The organism is uncultured Nostoc sp. (genome assembly GCF_964245445.1).
Taxonomy (GTDB): Bacteria; Cyanobacteriota; Cyanobacteriia; order Cyanobacteriales; family Nostocaceae; genus Nostoc.
The window spans coordinates 1-17,608 of the sequence record NZ_CAXTNE010000030.1; the positions used below are offsets into that span (position 1 = coordinate 1).

At 39.7% G+C, this 17,608-nt stretch carries 20 protein-coding genes and 1 pseudogene; 12 read left to right on the plus strand and 9 right to left on the minus strand.

Annotated features, from left to right (window positions below; all coding sequences use genetic code 11):
- From nuoK to ACFE90_RS07920, 4 genes are all read left to right on the plus strand, one after another.
- Positions 1-192, plus strand: a 192-nt coding sequence (nuoK, locus tag ACFE90_RS07905) for an NADH-quinone oxidoreductase subunit NuoK (protein ID WP_375499303.1), incomplete at its 5' end; no start/stop codon positions are given.
- A gap of 6 nt (positions 193-198) precedes the next feature.
- Positions 199-1,119 carry an NAD(+) kinase gene (locus tag ACFE90_RS07910; protein ID WP_100898810.1) on the plus strand — a complete coding sequence of 307 codons (921 nt, stop codon included), beginning with the start codon at positions 199-201 and terminating at the stop codon, positions 1,117-1,119.
- A 521-nt stretch (positions 1,120-1,640) separates the two neighbouring features.
- Positions 1,641-2,417: a GNAT family N-acetyltransferase gene (locus ACFE90_RS07915; RefSeq protein WP_375499305.1), complete on the plus strand. Its 777-nt coding sequence runs from the start codon at positions 1,641-1,643 to the stop codon at positions 2,415-2,417.
- A 404-nt stretch (positions 2,418-2,821) separates the two neighbouring features.
- Entirely contained in the window at positions 2,822-4,489 is a 1,668-nt protein-coding gene (locus ACFE90_RS07920) for a glycosyltransferase family 39 protein (RefSeq protein ID WP_375499307.1), read from the plus strand.
- Here the strand turns inward: ACFE90_RS07920 and ACFE90_RS07925 are convergent.
- Positions 4,464-4,868, minus strand: a complete 405-nt coding sequence (locus ACFE90_RS07925) for a hypothetical protein (RefSeq protein ID WP_375499309.1) — start codon at positions 4,866-4,868, stop codon at positions 4,464-4,466. The two genes, ACFE90_RS07920 and ACFE90_RS07925, sit on opposite strands and share 26 nt — an antisense overlap.
- Before the next feature lie 52 nt (positions 4,869-4,920).
- Positions 4,921-5,493, minus strand: a complete 573-nt coding sequence (cobU, locus tag ACFE90_RS07930; protein WP_375499311.1) for a bifunctional adenosylcobinamide kinase/adenosylcobinamide-phosphate guanylyltransferase — start codon at positions 5,491-5,493, stop codon at positions 4,921-4,923.
- A gap of 216 nt (positions 5,494-5,709) precedes the next feature.
- On the opposite strand from cobU, the gene ACFE90_RS07935 reads away from it, so the two are divergent.
- The 6 genes and pseudogenes from ACFE90_RS07935 to ACFE90_RS07960 all read left to right on the plus strand — a co-directional run bounded on the left by ACFE90_RS07935 (position 5,710) and on the right by ACFE90_RS07960 (position 10,309).
- Entirely contained in the window at positions 5,710-6,519 is an 810-nt protein-coding gene (locus ACFE90_RS07935; RefSeq protein WP_375499313.1) for a hypothetical protein, read from the plus strand.
- A 134-nt stretch (positions 6,520-6,653) separates the two neighbouring features.
- Complete coding sequence (locus ACFE90_RS07940; protein WP_375499315.1) at positions 6,654-7,586, plus strand: glycosyltransferase family 2 protein; 933 nt, start codon at positions 6,654-6,656, stop codon at positions 7,584-7,586.
- Positions 7,587-7,646: 60 nt separating this feature from the next.
- Positions 7,647-8,603 carry a glycosyltransferase family 2 protein gene (locus tag ACFE90_RS07945; protein WP_375499317.1) on the plus strand — a complete coding sequence of 319 codons (957 nt, stop codon included), beginning with the start codon at positions 7,647-7,649 and terminating at the stop codon, positions 8,601-8,603.
- An 80-nt stretch (positions 8,604-8,683) separates the two neighbouring features.
- Entirely contained in the window at positions 8,684-9,265 is a 582-nt protein-coding gene (gene hpsU, locus ACFE90_RS07950) for a hormogonium polysaccharide biosynthesis acetyltransferase HpsU (RefSeq protein ID WP_375499319.1), read from the plus strand.
- A gap of 191 nt (positions 9,266-9,456) precedes the next feature.
- Positions 9,457-9,735, plus strand: a pseudogene (locus ACFE90_RS07955) (response regulator); the annotation flags it as partial.
- Between the two features lie 97 nt (positions 9,736-9,832).
- Positions 9,833-10,309 carry a hypothetical protein gene (locus ACFE90_RS07960; RefSeq protein ID WP_375499321.1) on the plus strand — a complete coding sequence of 159 codons (477 nt, stop codon included), beginning with the start codon at positions 9,833-9,835 and terminating at the stop codon, positions 10,307-10,309.
- A gap of 43 nt (positions 10,310-10,352) precedes the next feature.
- Here the strand turns inward: ACFE90_RS07960 and ACFE90_RS07965 are convergent, their stop codons facing one another.
- The 4 genes from ACFE90_RS07965 to ACFE90_RS07980 all read right to left on the minus strand — a co-directional run bounded on the left by ACFE90_RS07965 (position 10,353) and on the right by ACFE90_RS07980 (position 12,753).
- On the minus strand, positions 10,353-10,751 hold the full coding sequence (locus tag ACFE90_RS07965) for a nuclear transport factor 2 family protein (protein WP_375499323.1): 399 nt from the start codon (positions 10,749-10,751) through the stop codon (positions 10,353-10,355).
- A 38-nt stretch (positions 10,752-10,789) separates the two neighbouring features.
- The gene (locus ACFE90_RS07970; protein ID WP_375499325.1) at positions 10,790-11,797 is read right to left on the minus strand and encodes a zinc-binding dehydrogenase; all 1,008 of its coding nucleotides are present in this window, start codon (positions 11,795-11,797) and stop codon (positions 10,790-10,792) included.
- A 91-nt stretch (positions 11,798-11,888) separates the two neighbouring features.
- The gene (locus tag ACFE90_RS07975; protein ID WP_375499371.1) at positions 11,889-12,683 is read right to left on the minus strand and encodes an aspartyl/asparaginyl beta-hydroxylase domain-containing protein; all 795 of its coding nucleotides are present in this window, start codon (positions 12,681-12,683) and stop codon (positions 11,889-11,891) included.
- Complete coding sequence (locus ACFE90_RS07980) at positions 12,670-12,753, minus strand: hypothetical protein (RefSeq protein WP_374108391.1); 84 nt, start codon at positions 12,751-12,753, stop codon at positions 12,670-12,672. Before ACFE90_RS07980 ends, ACFE90_RS07975 begins: the two co-directional genes overlap by 14 nt.
- Before the next feature lie 47 nt (positions 12,754-12,800).
- Here ACFE90_RS07980 and ACFE90_RS07985 point away from each other — a divergent pair, with 47 nt between their 5' ends.
- Both ACFE90_RS07985 and ACFE90_RS07990 read left to right on the plus strand, forming a co-directional pair.
- The gene (locus ACFE90_RS07985) at positions 12,801-14,273 is read left to right on the plus strand and encodes an amidohydrolase family protein (protein WP_375499327.1); all 1,473 of its coding nucleotides are present in this window, start codon (positions 12,801-12,803) and stop codon (positions 14,271-14,273) included.
- 151 nt (positions 14,274-14,424) lie between these two features.
- A complete protein-coding gene (locus ACFE90_RS07990; RefSeq protein ID WP_375499329.1) occupies positions 14,425-14,880 on the plus strand; it encodes a RidA family protein in 456 nt (151 codons plus the stop codon).
- Between the two features lie 73 nt (positions 14,881-14,953).
- Here the strand turns inward: ACFE90_RS07990 and ACFE90_RS07995 are convergent, their stop codons facing one another.
- The 3 genes from ACFE90_RS07995 to ACFE90_RS08005 form a co-directional block, all read right to left on the minus strand.
- The gene (locus tag ACFE90_RS07995; protein WP_375499331.1) at positions 14,954-15,778 is read right to left on the minus strand and encodes an alpha/beta fold hydrolase; all 825 of its coding nucleotides are present in this window, start codon (positions 15,776-15,778) and stop codon (positions 14,954-14,956) included.
- Between the two features lie 76 nt (positions 15,779-15,854).
- Positions 15,855-16,154 (minus strand): protealysin inhibitor emfourin, encoded by a 300-nt coding sequence (locus tag ACFE90_RS08000; protein ID WP_375499333.1) that lies wholly within the window; start codon positions 16,152-16,154, stop codon positions 15,855-15,857.
- A gap of 131 nt (positions 16,155-16,285) precedes the next feature.
- Complete coding sequence (locus ACFE90_RS08005) at positions 16,286-17,365, minus strand: M4 family metallopeptidase (protein ID WP_375499335.1); 1,080 nt, start codon at positions 17,363-17,365, stop codon at positions 16,286-16,288.
- Positions 17,366-17,608 lie beyond the last annotated feature (243 nt).

Genomic DNA, 17,608 nt, shown 5'->3' on the forward strand with positions numbered 1-17,608 from the left:
AATGCTGTTAATCTGAATTTAATGGCATTTTCCAACTTCCTCGACTCAACATTAATTAAGGGTCAGGTTTTCACAGTATTTGTGATTACCGTGGCCGCAGCCGAGGCGGCGGTGGGTTTAGCGATCGTGCTTGCCATTTATCGCAACCGCGATACCGTCGATATGGAGCAGTTTAATCTCCTGAAATGGTAATTGTGCGTGCAACTCAAGCAGGTAATCATTGCTTATAAAGCGCGGGATGCCCGGAGTAAACAATGGGCAGAAATCTGTGCTAAACAACTAGAAAGCCGCGAGTGCCAGGTGTTGATGGGGCCTAGCGGGCCGAAAGACAACCCCTATCCTGTCTTTTTGGCTTCGGCGGCTCAACCAATCGATCTCGCTTTGGTACTCGGTGGCGATGGTACTGTTTTAACTGGTGCCAGACATTTAGCCCCAGCTGGCATCCCTATTCTGGGAGTGAATGTGGGAGGTCATCTGGGGTTTTTAACCGAGTCGGTGGAAGAATTTCAGGATACTGAGAAAGTTTGGGATCGACTGTTTGAGGATCGCTATGCTATCCAACGACGGATGATGCTACAAGCTGCTGTGTATGAGGGTCACGGGTCTAATTTAGAACCAGTTAGTGAGCATTATCTGGCTCTGAATGAGTTTTGTGTCAAACCCGCCTCCGCAGATCGGATGATTACTTCAATTCTGGAAATGGAAATTGACGGTGAGGTAGTCGATCAGTACGTCGGGGACGGGTTAATTATTTCCACTCCCACAGGTTCCACTGGTTACACTGTTTCTGCTAATGGGCCAATTATGCATGATGGTATGGAGGCGATTACCATCACTCCCATTTGTGCAATGAGCCTTTCTAGTCGCCCCCTCGTTTTACCCCCTGGTTCTGTGGTGAGTATTTGGCCTTTGGGGGATTACGATTTGAGTACTAAGCTGTGGACAGATGGGGTTTTAGGGACTTCAATTTGGCCGGGACACCGCGTTGATGTGCGGATGGCAGATTGTCGGGCTAAATTTATTATTTTGCGCGAGAACAATTCCTACTATCAAACGCTACGGGAGAAGTTGCTTTGGGCTGGTACAAGGGTTCACTACAGCAATAATCATCGTAATTAATTAAGTATTTTAGAGTGCATTTACCGCAGATTGCGATCACGTGCCCGCCTGCCATAGGCGATCGCAACCAAAATTATCTAAGCCCCTGGATTTATCCGGGGGCTTTCTGCCTTGATTTTGACTTATGCTGATACTGTTTCACTTTAATTTAACCTAAGTTCGATACATTACTTAACCGTATTGATTTATAGCCTATATAAAATAAAAATTTTGTATCTTATTGCCAGATTTTTTCGGAATTAATCTCCATAATAAAAGCACTCTACCTCTAATCCAAGAGACTAATACCATTTCACTTTAATAATGATACAAATACGTTGGTAGGGGCTTGTCTTTGCCATGCCTTTACGAGAAATTTATATGTTTCAGGGTTTCCATGAATTGGTGTAAAAAAGCTTTCTAGAGGTTCTTTTATCAAAAACCGTCTCAATCAACTTCAACACATTAATGCATAATGTGAGCTATTTGTATAGTCCCTAAATCCTAGTAAAATATTTTTGCAAATCTAAGTAGGAAGATAGATGGAAGTTTCTGGACGCAACATCAATTACCCACTGAATCCTCCTCCCACTCTTGAAGATTTTCCCGTCCTTCAAACTGAAAAATATATCCTACGGCTAGCGTCAACTGAAGAAGAATTAGAATCAATTTTTCGATTACGCTTTGAAGTTTTTAATCTTGAACTAGGCTTGGGATTTTCTGCTTCTAACTTTACCCAGATGGATATAGATAAGTTTGATACGGTTTGCCATCATTTAATCATGATCTCCAAACAAACTGGTAAAACCATTGGAACTTATCGGATGCAAACCTATGCAATGGCTTCTCAAAAATTAGGCTTTGATGCTGCCGATATATTTAATCTTAATGCGATTCCCAATTCTGTGCTTCAGGCATCAGTTGAAGTTGGACGTGCATGTATAGCTAAAGAATACCGCAACAGTCAGGCACTTTTACTATTATGGAAAGGGCTAGCAAATTATCTCATCTGGAGTAGAAATCAATATTTCTTTGGCTGTGCATCATTACTAACACAATGTCCTTCAACAGCTACTTGCACTTATGATTATTTTCAGCAGAATGGCTTGATGCATCCAAGTATTTTGGTTTATCCAAATTCACAATTTTGTCTAAAAATCCCTCAGAGATGTCCAGATTTATCCAATGTTCAAATACCTAAAATTTTGCAAGCATACTTGAATATTGGAGCTAAAATATGCAGTATTCCAGCTATTGACCGACATTTTAAGACTATTGATTTTTTAACTATATCTAATACCAACGACTTTTCTAGATAACGTTAGCAAATATTGTAAAAATTCTCTTTTGTCTTAACGACACTCAGTCGCAACTACAGGAACAAAGCTAGTCTATTGTGCTATTGCTAGCGCACTACACGGCCTGTAAAAATATGAATATTTATGATATTTTACTTCTCATTTGCATCTCGGCTGTAAAAGGAAGGTCAGTTTTGCCGTCTTGGATACAACCTTGTGCTATTGTTTTCAGAGTTAATAGAAGAGAGATATTTATTGTCAATATTTCAAATCACATGATTCTTACTCAAAGTATGTTAGCGATAAAGATGAGCAGGTTTAGATATAATAACTAGCGATGTTTACAACGGGCGTAGCTGCGGCACTTCATCTAATACGCCTGCCTGACTGGATTATTTTAGACAAATTATTGGGAAAAATTACTTATGCGCCATCTCAAATTTGCTTCGAGTTGGTTGCGATTTTTAATTATTTTCTTATTGGCGATGGGTATATTGTTTCGCTTTTTTAACCTTGACGGTAAAGTTTACTGGCACGATGAAACTTATACTTCATTGCGGATTTCTGGTTACAAAATAACTGAAGTAAAGCAACAAATTTTTAATAATCGTGTCATTACTAGAGAACGCTTTGCCCAGTTTCAAGGTGCAAATCAACAAAAAAGCTTAAATGAGACAATCATGAATTTGGCAAAAGAAGATCCTTACCATCCACCGCTTTATTACATAATAGCCAGATTGTGGATGGAAATCTTTGGTAATTCGGTGACGGCAATTAGAAGTTTATCTGCCTGCATCAGTTTACTAGTTTTTCCTTGTGTTTATTGGCTATGCCGAGAATTATTTAATGTGCCATTATCGGTTCCTGGTGTAGCGATCGCACTCATGGCAATTTCTCCAATTCAACTAGTTTATGCCCAAGAAGCACAAGAATATATTCTCTGGTTAGTTACCATATTACTATCTAGTGCATCTCTGTTACGAGTAATGCGGCTAGAATCACAAGATAAAGATGAGCCAGTAAAAGAACAAAAAAGACCAGATTTATTCGCTATCTGGAGCATTTATGCAGTAACTTTAGCTATCAGTCTTTATACATGTCTTTGGAGTGCATTTGTAGCACTTGCTCACGGAATTTATGTAACTATCGCTGCCCAATTGAAGTTGACTGAAACTGTCAGAACTTATCTGTTAGTATCACTAGTAGGTTTTTTAGCCTTCATGCCTTGGATAACAATTGTGATGGGTGACTTTTTCCAATTTTTGATTTCAACAGATAAAACAAGAATCCAGTCATCTTTGATGCCTACATTTCCATTCTTACTGATGCAGTTAAGCCGAGTTTTTTTTGATATAGACCTTAAGCTAGATAATCCTCTAAACTATTTAATTACACTAATATTTTTAATTCTGGTAGGATATTCAATTTGTTTTCTTTGTCTAACAACTAACTATAAAGTTTGGTTTTTTATTATCACATTGATTGTAGTGCCAGCACTACCCTTAATACTGTCAAGTGGCGATGGCATACAATTATCTACTGAACCATATTTCATGCCATCTTATTTAGGAATCCAAGTAACTGTTGCTTACCTACTAGCTACGCAAATATATAATGAAAGCGTGTCACGCCGGAGCATTTGGCAGATAATCATGACATTAGTGATTATTTGTGGACTAATTTCTTCTAAGGTGAGTTCCCAGGCAGAAACTTGGTGGAATAAGGGTATGAGCTATAGTAATCCACAAGTTGCCCAAATCATCAATCAGACGAGTAGTCCACTTTTGGTTAGTGATGCTTTGGGCAATAATTATGGGAATATTTTTTCTCTAAGCTATCTTTTGGAACCAAAAGTACGATTTTTGTTGGTGAACAACCAACAAATCCCTAAAATCCCTAATGGGTTTGCTGATGTATTTTTACTCAATCCTTCAGACACTTGGCGCGAAACAATCGAAAAAAATTATAAATTAAAGACAGATATTGTTTACAGCGATCAATATTATTCGATCTGGAAATTGGCTAAATCTCCTAAGTTGCACCGACGTAATATCTCAATTAATAAGTCTACAAGCGATCGCGGATTGTTTTGAGTTGGTCTTGAGTCTTAATTGGCTTTCGCGGTGCTGGTAATTCGGTATTAGGCCAGTTAGGTAAATCATTACAGGGACATAATAACGCCGGCATCCCGACGTTTCGCGCTGCTACTGGCATACTGCAACGGCTGCAAGGTAGCATCTCCCAGGCTGGCGTCAACAGTTCAGCAATGGTTTCATGTGTACCCTCTAGGTAACAATCACCCGATTCCGGTGAGAGAATTTTTTGCCAACACTCTTCAAATTCTTCACTATAGCGATCGCCATTTAGCACCGATTGGGGCAAAAGGCTTGCCTTACCGTTGCTCATAATCAGTTTCTTACCCAACTGAAACCAGTAGGCAAGGTATCCTCTAACTTCTTGTTTGGTTGCCATATTACAATTTTAAATTTTAGATTTTAGATTTTGGATTAATTTGAATCAATAGTTAAGAATCTTGACTCCTCACTTCTCCTTCCCCTCTATTTGGCAATGGATAACCAAGCCTGCTGAGATTGAGAACATGACCACCAGTAACTAAATAAACAGTATTGCTGAGTACACCTAGCTGGCGGACTAAAGAACCCAGGCGATCGCGGAACGCCCTCCCAAGGGGATAAGCTGGTATCACACCCCAACCTACCTCTTCTGCTACAAACACTATATCAGCAGCTACCAGATCCACTGTCTCTAACAACTCTGTAACAATGTTTTCCCAGCTAGATTCGTCCTCTTCTAAGAGATTCGCAACCCAAGTTCCTAAAGAATCAACTAAAAGACAGGTATAAGGTTTGGCATCGGCGAGAGTAGCAGACAGTTCCACAGGTACAGATAAAGTTATCCAGTCTTGGGGACGACGTTGTTGATGTTCTAAAATGCGTTGATGCCATTCTTCGTCATCTGGGTTATCAGTGGCTGTTGCTACATAAACAACTGCTTTTTTTGACTGCATAGCCAGAGTTTCCGCCCATTCACTTTTACCAGATCGTGCTGGCCCTATTACTAAAATGATTTTACCCAAAGTTCTTTCCTGAGTATTTTAACAATATGCCTAATGTTGCAATTTATTACCGCAGTTTTTTACTTCATCGGCAAAATTTTTAGTTTCAAATAACTTTTAAGAGATAAAATTAGCACCAGCATCATTGATGTCACAATTGGCAAAAGCCGAAAATCCCAACAACCCCATTCTTAATTATCCAACACCATCGGGGACAGCAAACCTCAGGATGTCTTTATGAACGCAGGCTTAAAACGCATAGAAGCAACTCTACATGATTTAGGGAATCGCGGCACTGCCTCTGCCGCAGAAGCTGGTGATTCGACGACAAAACGGCCTTTCTCCTTTAGAATCAGTGTCGGAGCCAACGAACCCACAGAAAGTACACAAACTCCATCCTCTCAGGAAGAAAAAACAGTTGACTTGGGCGTAGAGACTGAGAGTGATTATCCTCTTGAACAAAATTTCTTTCCTCACCATGACTCTGTGCAGACCTTTCAAGCAGAAGAGAATGGTAACAAAACACCCAGCCTACCCAAGTTGAAAACTCCAAGCTTTAGTAGCCATCGCCACGGAGCAAATCCAGCATTGGCGATGAATTTATTGCAAGAAATTCAGGAAACTGTCGCCGGGTGGCAAATAGAACTACAAAATATTTTGAAGCAAATTCAGGATATTTACTTAGAAGGGCCAATTGTCAATGGCTGGTTAGAATCCAATCCCAAAGAACCAGAAGCAGGAGGAACTGCAACACTGCGCCATGCAGAAGTTGACCGCCTGATGAACTACGTAGAAGAAATTTGCGCCACTGGTGGGAAAGTATCTTATCAATCATCTATTACTGGCTACCGTCTCTGTGGTATAGACGATACTGGTAAAGTCTGGTCGCGCCCGTGTCCAGCAGATCAGATTCCCAATGTTAGCATGGCGATCGCACGTTACCAAAAGTTACGTCAACTTTTAGGGCGCAAGCAATCTTTGGAAACTCGCCTGAGTCAACTAGCCCAAACACTTGTAGTTTTACACAGTCATATTCAACAAACGTAAATTTTTAAAGATTATTTCCGAAGAAACTCGGTTGGTGGGTCGGTAATTTTTAGTTTAGATTAACTCTCAGCAGGTGTACGTTGGATTTAAGATTTTAATCTAAAATCCTAAATCTCAAATCCAAAATAAAATCTATGCCAGACACCCAAATTTCTGCCATTATCTGTACCCACAATCGAGATACCTATTTAGGGGCTGCAATTGATAGTCTTTTAGCGCAGGATTTTGCTGCTGACTTTGAAATTGTGGTAGTTGATAATGGATCTAGTGATCGCACTCGTGAGGTTGTAGAACAAAGGGCCCACAATCCGCGCCTGAAGTATGTATTTGAACCTACCATTGGTTTATCTGTCGCCCGCAACACGGGTGCAAAAGTAGCTAGTGGTAATATTCTTGCTTATCTGGATGACGATGCCGTTGCTAGCAAGGGCTGGCTACAAGTTTTATATTTTGCCTATTACAATAATTCTAAACTAGCGATCGCAGGTGGCAAAGTCACTCTCATCTGGCCTCCAGGAATTCAACAACCACGGTGGCTATCTCCAGGATTAGCTGCAAATCTCGGTGCATACGATTTGGGTGACAGTATCATCTATATCGAGCAACCTGGCTTAACACCTAGAGGCTTAAATTACTCCATCCGCCGCAGTTTTCTAGAAGAAATTGGCGGTTTTGATCCTCATCTTGGTCGAGTGGGAAAAAATTTATTATCAAATGAAGAACTGCAAATGACCGAATTTGCCCTACAGCGTAATTGGCAAGTCGCTTATCTTCCCGAAGCGCTGGTTGCTCACAATGTTGCTTCAGAACGCCTCCAACGTTCCTGGTTTTTAAACCGGGGCTGGTGGCAGGGTATCAGTGAATGCTATCGAGAACAACTCGCTGGTAAAGCTGGAATTACTCAATTACAGCGAGGTAGCGAACGGTTTGTGCGCGGCTTGTATAAGACATTGCAATATTTTTCTGATCCAGCAGAACGGTTTGACAAACTTGTATATGCTTACGGTCAGATTGGTTACTTAAATGCTGCTATTCAAGGTCTTTTATCCAGATCAAATAAGAAATAAAGAAGAATTCAGAATTCAAAATTCAGAATGCTTTACTTCTAACTCCTAACTCATAAATATATGTCATCTAAAATACCAGTTTCTGTATTAATTCCGGCAAAAAACGAACAAGCAAACTTGCCTGCTTGCCTTGCTAGCCTCAGGAGAGCAGATGAGATATTTGTAGTAGATTCTCAAAGTACTGATAACAGCATTGAAATCGCTAACAGTCACGGTGTAAATGTTGTACAATTCAACTTCAATGGACGCTGGCCCAAAAAGAAAAATTGGTCTTTAGATAATCTACCTTTTCGTAACGAATGGGTGCTAATTGTAGATTGCGATGAGCGCATTCCCCCCGAACTTTGGGAAGAAATTGATCAAGTAATTCAAAACAAGGAATATACAGGTTATTATCTCAACCGCCGCGTATTTTTCTTAGGAAAATGGATTCGTTATGGCGGGAAATATCCTGATTGGAATCTACGTTTATTTCAACATAAAAAAGGTCGTTACGAAAACCTACATACAGAAGAGATTCCCAATACTGGTGATAACGAAGTTCACGAACATGTGATTTTGCAGGGGAAAGTTGGGTATCTCAAAAATGATATGCTCCACGAGGACTTCCGCGACCTTTATCACTGGTTAGAACGACACAACCGCTATTCTAACTGGGAAGCCAGCGTTTATTTTAATATTCTTACAGGTAAAGATGATAGCGGCACTATCGGCGCGAATCTATTTGGTGATGCAGTGCAACGCAAGCGCTTTTTGAAAAAAGTGTGGGTACACCTGCCATTTAAACCCATTTTACGGTTTGTTTTATTTTATATTATTCAACGCGGTTTTTTGGATGGCAAAGCCGGATATATCTATGCACGCTTGCTGAGTCAATATGAATATCAAATTGGCGTTAAACTCTACGAATTACGCAGCTGTGGTGGTCACTTAAATACTGCAACTACCCCCAAAGAAGGAGTAGGGGAGCAGGGTAGCAGGGGAACAGAAGTAGAGCTATTGACTATTGACTCCTAACTCTGCCAATTTTAGATTTTGGATTGAAGGAAAAATTTAAAATCTAAAATCTAAAATCTAAAATTCATGACTAATGACTAATGACTAATGACCAACCTTTCGTAGATTTACGCAAATATGACCAATCCTGGTTTGATCGGGGGCGTCCAGGTTGGTATATTTTATTATGGTGGCTTGTGCAAGCGATCGCCTTTCCCCTTACTCCTCAACCGTTAAATATTCTGCGTTGTGCTTTGCTAAGACTATTTGGCGCTCGTATCGGTAAAGGCGTATTAATTCGACCCACCGCCCGCTTCACCTACCCTTGGAAAGTTACCATTGGCAACCACAGTTGGATTGGAGATAACGTAGTTTTATATAGCCTCGATCAGATCCGCATCGGTGAACACTGTGTAATTTCGCAAAAAAGTTACCTCTGTACTGGTAGTCATGATATCCAAGACCCTGCCTTTGGGTTGAAAACAGCGAGTATCACCATTGACAATGGTGCATGGGTAGCAGCAGATTGTTTCATTGGGCCGGGAGTGCAAATCGGCGCTAATACTGTGATTGGCGCTCGTAGTAGTGTTTTTACTAATATGCCTGCTGGGCAAGTTTGTTGGGGAAGCCCCTGTTGTTCCAAGACAGTTCGCATAAAACTTGATCCCCCCACAACCCCATGATTTGATGGATAAACAACATAGTAAGGTAGCACAGCTAGCTGTGCTACCTTTGTTTTCTATTTATATAGCGGTTCCTAATCTTTAAAATAAATTTAATACTAGGCAAGTATGAATTTTAACAAAAATATCATTTTAATAGTTGATGATACTCATATTCACTTAAAAGTATTATCTGATTTTTAGAGTTTTATGGCTTTAAAGTCTTAGTAGCTGAAGATGGAAAAACTGCACTTAATTTTGCAGAATCTGCCTCACATGACCTGATTTTATTGGATGTATTAATGCCAAAAATCGACAATTTTAAAACTTGCAAACTTTTGAAAACAAATCTAGCTACTCAAGATATTCCCGTGATATTCATAACTAGCATGACTGACGAGGTAGATAAAGGTGTCAAACTCCTATTGTCCAAGCCCTACACCTCGAGGGACTTGTTAAGAAATTTACAGATGGTGATTAATACAAAGTAGAGTTACTCATTTGTGATTAGTGAATGCCCGATGCCCAAGCAAAATTGTAAGCAGCAGTGGTAATATATTTTTACGGCTGCTCTAATCCTTGCTATTGATGAACAAACTATTGGATGAAACGCTGTCAATTAAAATTGCTGAAAGTATAAACAGCAGAGCTAGCACTCCGTTTGATAATGCTTATAAAGCAGCATTATCAACTGAGGGAGCAAGATATATTCAGGGATTTTTAGCTTTTGCAGGGAAACCATACAGACCGATTGAACACGGTTGGATTGAGGTAGGCGACGCTTCCGATGTCCGTATTGTCGATCCCACATTACCGCACCTAAACAAAAATCCCCAAGAACTTTGGTATTTTGCAGCACAAAGGCTGACCGTTAAAAAACTGAAAGCTATCATTGAAGAATCAAAAGAAGATTATCCAGAAGATGATCCATTGCCAATCTATGGCGATCCACCTTATGAATATTACGGTGATGTGATGTTGGGTGGTCAAGACTATTTAGCAGCATATCAAGCCGCAGAGGCTAAATGCCGAGAAATTAGCGAACTCAACCCTGAGAGTAATTAAGAAGAGTGTATTAAATAATTAGTAATTCGTAATTACGAATTATTTAATTCGATTTTCCATCGCTGCCAAAGTATTCTCTATAGCTGCAAATTTTGTCTCCACGCACATCAAAAGAAACTGCTACCCGATTTTTGTAAGGCTGTCCGAACAAAAGTCCCTCATCCCGAAACTCAAAGACAGCCGTCGTTTCATTACTAGTAACACGGTCTAGACTAGTCAGGTTCAAACCAGGACTGAATGATTTAGAAACGTACTCGAAAAATTCTCTAGCTCGCTCTTTTCCCACATTCAAACCGTGGAATTTTCCCATTGGGAACCAAAAGGTAAAATCTTCTGTGAGCATATCTAACAATGCTTCCCACTCTCCTGTTGCCATACCATGCGTCAGATTCTCAAATGCCTGTTGAGCAACTTTTAAAGTATTTTCTGAATCTTGTGTCATTCTCACCCCCGACTGGATATAAAGTAATACCGTGTTACTTAAAATCTCACCACCACTTTGCCACAATTCTGGCCATTGAGGAGATATTTTACAGCGTCGGGTATAGATTCTATGCCTTGAAACTGTGTTGGGTCAACGGCAACTTTGAGTTTGTTTGTGTAGAACAGGTTTAAAAGGCGATCGCGTGCCTCTGCCATATATTCTTTATAATGAGGCATAAGAAAGCCTTTCACAGAAGCAGCTTTCCAAAATAGCTGATGATAAATGCGTGATTGTGTAATTTGCTCTACATTATTTGCGTATTCGGAAATAAAACCAACCACTACTAAACGTCCGCGCACTGCCAAGTTTTCAACGCAAGTATCAAATACTGCTTTGCCTACACACTCAAAAATTAGATTAATCCCATTGGGGTATTCTTGCTTGAGGACTTGATTGAGGTTTTCTGTGCGATAGTTGATAATGCGATCGCACCCTAATTCCTTTAGTAAATCTGCCTTTGCCTCAGAACTACAAGTACCAATGACATGATTACCAGCTAATTTTGCCAATTGCACCGCAATATGACCCGTTCCTCCTGCTGCTGCTGTCACTAGAACCACTTCATTACTTTTCATCTCTCCCACTTGTTCCAATGCAACCAAAGCTGATACACCTGTAGGTATTAGTGTTAGCACCTCTGGCGTTGCTTCTTGCACCTTCATTGCTAAGTTTGCATCGATAAGCTGATATTCTCGATAACCGCCACCACGCGCCGTAGTTATTACAGCATCATCTATTTGAAAATCTTTAACATTTTCACCCACAGCAACAACTTTTCCCACTGCTTCCACACCCAAGTCAAAGGGAGGAATCAAGTTAACATAGGGAACATCACCACGACAAAGTAAGGTGTCAAAGCCACCGTTAACGCCAGCAAATTTGTTTTGAATTAAAAGTTCACTAGACGCAGGTTTAGAAATAGGAATTTCGATAACTTCAACGGCAGATTTAAAATCTTGATTAAGTTGCTTTGCTATTAACTTTTTGTAAACTTTTGCGTTCATTTACCTATATTAATTTAATAAATATAAATGTATGGTGCGTTAGCTAAAAGCATAACGCACCATCAAAAACCTAAGGTGCATTATACTAAGCTTATAAAGCTTTATCCCACTTTAATTGATGAGCTAAACCATACTTGATAAAATCTTCTTCTTTAGCTTTATCGCTTTTACCAAAAACACCTAAGCTGTAAGGATTATCTTGCATCCGTTGTGTAACTTGCTCTTTTTCAAATCGGATAACTTCATCTCTAGGCTTATCCGGTTTAAAAAAATCTACAACCAAGACAGTTCTATCATAATTAGTGTAATTATGCGGACAGTGTGGATAGCTGTGATCTAAAACCAGGAATTTTCCTTCATGCCAATAAAGTTGCTCATAGCATATTTTCATAGCCACATCTCCCTCTGGCACAATTAATCCTAAATAGCCACGATTCATGTGAGGGTTATAGTTTACATGTAGTTTGATATCCAAGCCTGGATGGAATGTTCCAAAATACACATTTCTGATGATTCCATCATCGCTAAAGTTGACTTTTTCTATTACTTTAGCCAAATTGGGGAAATATTTCTCTCTTAATATAAGTGCTTTTTGTAATGCATCATCTGGATCATAATCAGGATATTGTATTTGATGCGCCTGAATATATTTTTCGATAAACATACCTTGAAATAAAATCCCAAAAGCACTGTATTTTGCATCACCCTTGGTTTTAATCGTTTGACTTTTAGGGCCTAAAATATCATAAGTTGACTTTAACTCGTCATCAGATGCATTCTTAATAAAACGTGTAAACTCATCTCTAATCACTTGCCAGTTATCTGCAAAACTTTTGAGGAAAGTAAATTTTTTGGGGTCTATATGATACTCATTAAAACTTTCCATTGTCTTTTCTCCTGAAGATGATTTCATAAAAAACCGTTATATAATGATGGGATTTGGTCTTCGTCCCGATTCGATGTTGGAATTCCTGACTAAACTCATTTTAGTGTGAGGTTTACTGTGTCTGAAACTCCCGTATTAGATAAAATTATCAAAAATGTGCGGGTAGTTCGTCCCCATCAGGATGCAATCGAACTACTTGATTTAGGCATTAAGGATGGAAAATTTGCTCAGATTGCCCCTAATATTAGCCCAGACACAGGTAAAGAGGTATTTGATGGCAAAAACCTACTAGGCTTTCCTGGGGTCGTGGATGCCCACATGCATATCGGTATCTATCAACCTCTCGACAAAGATGCTGTAACTGAAACCAAAGCAGCCGCAATGGGAGGCGTGACTACCAGCCTGAATTACATCCGTACAGGGCAGTATTATCTTAACAAAGGTGGCTCCTACCGCGATTTTTTTCCAGAGGTCTTGGCGTTATCCGCAGGTAATTTTTTTGTAGATTACAGCTATCACATCGCACCTATATCTAGCCAGCATATCGACGAAATACCTTTATTGTTTGAAGAACACGGTGTCTCTTCGTTTAAAATCTTCATGTTTTATGGCGGTTATGGGTTGCATGGTTTGTCAGACCAGCAAAACCTCTTCTTGATGATTAATAAAGAGGAACGGTACGATTTCGCCCATTTTGAATTTATTATGCGTGGTCTAACTCGCTTGATGGAAAAGCATCCAGAAGCGCGAGATAGTATCAGCTTGAGTTTGCATTGCGAAGTTGCAGAAATTCTCAACGCTTATACCAAAATAGTTGAAAACGATTCTAGTCTTAGTGGATTACACGCTTACAGTGCAGCACGTCCTCCTCATTCTGAAGGTTTAGCAATTTGCATTGCTTCTTATTTGGCGCATGAGACTAACTGTGCAAATATTAATTTGTTGCACCTGAGTTCGCGTAAAGCAATGGAAGCAGCTTTGACTATGCAAACTGCTTTTCCTCATATCAATTTTCGGCGAGAAGTTACTATCGGACATTTGTTATTGGATGTCGATACTCCCAATACAATTTGGGCAAAAGTCAACCCTCCTATTCGTCCCCGTGCCGATGTGGAATACTTATGGCAAGCAGTACTCAACAATCAAGTAGATTGGATAGTTAGCGACCATGCTTGCTGTTCTGCTGAACAAAAAAGAAGTACTAAAGACCCGAATAATATTTGGTTAGCAAAGTCTGGTTTTGGCGGTACAGAATATTTACTTTCTGGTGTATTTAGTGAAGGTAGCAAACGGGGGATGTCCTACAATCACATGGCTAAATTGCTATCTTGGAACCCATCCCGGCGCTTTGGTTTGTTAGAAAAAGGCGATATCGCAATTGGCTATGATGCTGACTTGGTGCTGTTAGACCCTAATGAAACCTTTGTGGTACGTGCTGCTGAGTCGGAGTCACAACAAGGTTATACACCTTTTGAAGGAGTGGAGTTAACTGGGCGGGTGAAAAGTACTTTTTTGCGCGGAAATTTAATTTACCATCAAGGACAGGTAATAGGTGCGCCTAGAGGACGTTATTTAAATTTTAAAATATAATAGGCAAATAAGAATGCATAAACTAAAAATAATTTTGAATCAATTACTTTTTCATTTCTTTGCTATGGTGGCATCTTAAATTGATCTAAATTAGTGTTTATTACTAAACTGTATACTCGTTGTCATCCAAACAAATATTATAAGGAAATTCATGATGTCCACTCGCCAAGTGATCGTTCCCAAGGGCATGGAAATTTTATATGAAAAATTTCATTATTGCCCTGGTGTTAAAGTTGGTAATACTTTGTACATCTCTGGGCAAGTAGGCAGAGATGAAAATTTGCAAATTGTTAAAGGCATAGAAGCTCAGTTTGTTCAAGCTTTTGAAAACGTCAAAAAGGTGCTAGATGCAGGGGGAAGTACCTTTGATGATGTGGTAGAAATGATTACTTACCATGTCACTGGTACTGGCTTAGGAGAATTCCAAGCTGAAGCAACTGCTTTTAATAAATCACTGCATATCATTCCATTTTTACAATTGTTTATGCAAGTAAAAGACCGCTATTTTACTAATAACTATCCTACCTGGACTGGTATCGGCGTTACTGGTTTATCTACACCAGGATTGATAGTTGAGATTAAATGTACAGCTGTTTTGTCTAAATAGAAGATTCATAGTGGGTGACAATCCAGAAACTAAAATAAATGTTCCACCAAAAAATACTAATATATTACTGTCTTTAAAGATTCGTACTATCCAAAAATTCGAGTACTGCCTTTGCAATTTTTTCTGGTATTTGGTTCATCATGCAAATAGTTCCGCTTGCAAATTCGACAACTTTACTATGAGGAAGAGCTTGAGAGAGAAAATATCTATCTTGTGCTAGTGCTAAACCCAATCGCTCAAATTCTTCCACATCATCAATTCCCCAAACAATGAGAGCTGGACATTTAATTAAACTAAATCTTTCGGCAGCCTCAATGCAGTAATTTCCCACAGCCCAAACTGCATACAATGGATAGCCAAAGCATTTCAAATCATCTAAAACCCATCGATGATTTAACTTAGCAGAACCTACATATCTTGCACGAGCCAACCATCTTTCCATTAAGTGCGAACCATCTTCTTTAATGACGAAACCTTCATCAAATCTCCTAATTAAATCGACTTTTCCTGCTTCACCAAAGCCAGCTACATTACATAAAATTAATTTATTAACACGTTCTGGGTAAGCTGCTGCTACTTCTCCAGAAACAAAAGCTCCCGTGTGGTTTCCCAGAATGTTTGTTTTTTCAATACCTAACTCATCCAACAAAGCAATGACAGTTTTAGCGTAGTCAGCCACTGAATACAACCTTGGCGGTTTATCAGAATCTCCAAAACCCATAAAATCCATTGCTATCACGCAGTAATTTTGTGCCAGAATTGGCATTAATTCGCGGTATTCATCACTACTACGTGGGTTCATGTGTAGTAGTAAAAGAGGCTCTCCTTCGCCACCAATACGGTAAAGAATTTGTCCATCTTCGGTGTCTAAAAAAGCTCGCTTGATTGGTTTATTCATCACACCACAATCCATTTAGAATTTATTTTTGAATTTTGAATTGTTAAGTCAGCCTTAAGTTAACTTTTTCAGCAAATTACCTTTTCTGTGCTATATTTTGTAGCCATTCAATTAGGGGTCTTAAGGTTCCTGGCAATGCTGCTTCACTGACAGTCACCGTATGCTGCTTACCGTTATCTTCTACAGTTAATTTATACTGAAAGCGATCGCTCTGAGGATTTAGCAAGGTAATGTGTTCAGGTAGCCTAAATAAATCAGCAACTTCCACCAGTCGGACAAGGGTGCTGGCTTCATTTGGCAAAAGAGTGTCTGTATCAACGGTTGTTTTCTTGGTAATCCCAGCAAAGCCGCCCGTGCGTTCAAAGGATATCCGCATTTTTTTTGCTCTCCGTTATGCTACTTAGTTAGGAGAAATACAAATACTGTCAGATGATAGTTTTCACCTCCCTGTTTAGCAATAACAAATAGTACATCTAAAAGTTAGAAGTTAAAAAAAAACTCTTAACTCTAAATAACTCCTACCTTTTGCCAACCATTCTGTACAGCTTTTTGCTCATCACTGTCATTACCGTAGAGTTCGCCAGCAACTTTAATGGTGACGTTGGCAGCTTTTTTAAAATCTGCTTTGGCATTCAAGCGATCGCGTAAAGCAATATACCAGATTTTACCAACTGTTTCCCAAGCATAACCACCAATCTCAACAGCCGCTAGATAAAAGGCATGGTTAGGGATTCCTGAGTTGATATGCACCCCACCGTTATCATTAGTACCAGTATATTTATCTTTCATGTGGGCTGGTTGCGGATCTTTACCCAATACTGGGTCATTGTATGCTGTTCCCGGTGCTTTTAGCGATCGCAAGGCAACACCTTTGACAGTGAGTATTAACAGACCTTCGCCAATGAGCCAATCTGCCTCTTGTGCAGTCTGATTTTTACTCTTTTGTTTCACTAACGAACCGAAGACATCAGAAAACGATTCATTCAGTGCCCCAGGTTCGCCATAATACTGTAAACCCGCTTCATGCTGGGTTATACCATGAACTAGTTCATGCCCAATAACATCTATTGACTTCGTAAAGCATTGAAACATTTCTCCGTCGCCATCACCATAAACCATTTGGTCACCGTTCCAAAAGGCGTTGTCATATTTAACGCCATAATGCACCGTAGAGTCTAAACGTAGTCCCTTGTCGTCGATGGAATTGCGATCGAATATCTCATAAAATAATTCATAAGTAGCACCAGCAGCATCGTAGGCTTCATTAACTGCTTCATCACTGCTGGGAGGATCTCCCTCACCACGCACTAGTGTACCAGGAAGTTGCTGGCCATATTTTGCATCGTAGATAGTGCGCCGCTTTTCACCCGGAGAAGGTGCAAATGAGACATTACCTATAACATCTCTCCGTCCACGAAGCTGTGCCGAAATATTTAATGTATGAAAAGCCCAACTACGCTGCTGGGGGTTGCCATTTACAACGACATTTTCCAGGATATGGGGTGGGATAATACAACAAATAGGGCATCTAGAGTTAAGTGGATGCTCAGACTTGAATCCGGCTGATTTTTTTTTATTTCGAGCCATTCAAGATATTCTCCTTTTAAAATTAAATATTGACAAACAAAGGAGCAGAAAAACGAAGCCAAATCGTATGTTTCTGGTTTGTTTTCTGAAAAAATTTTTCTACTTTGTATTTTCGGATAGGTCTGTGGAGGATGGATAAGTACCGTCACGGGTACTTCTGATGTGGAAATATTGCATAAAAACACAAGGCAAGCTTAGTGACCGCAAGTTTCAGCTAAAATCCTTGCGTGAGTTAGCAAAACC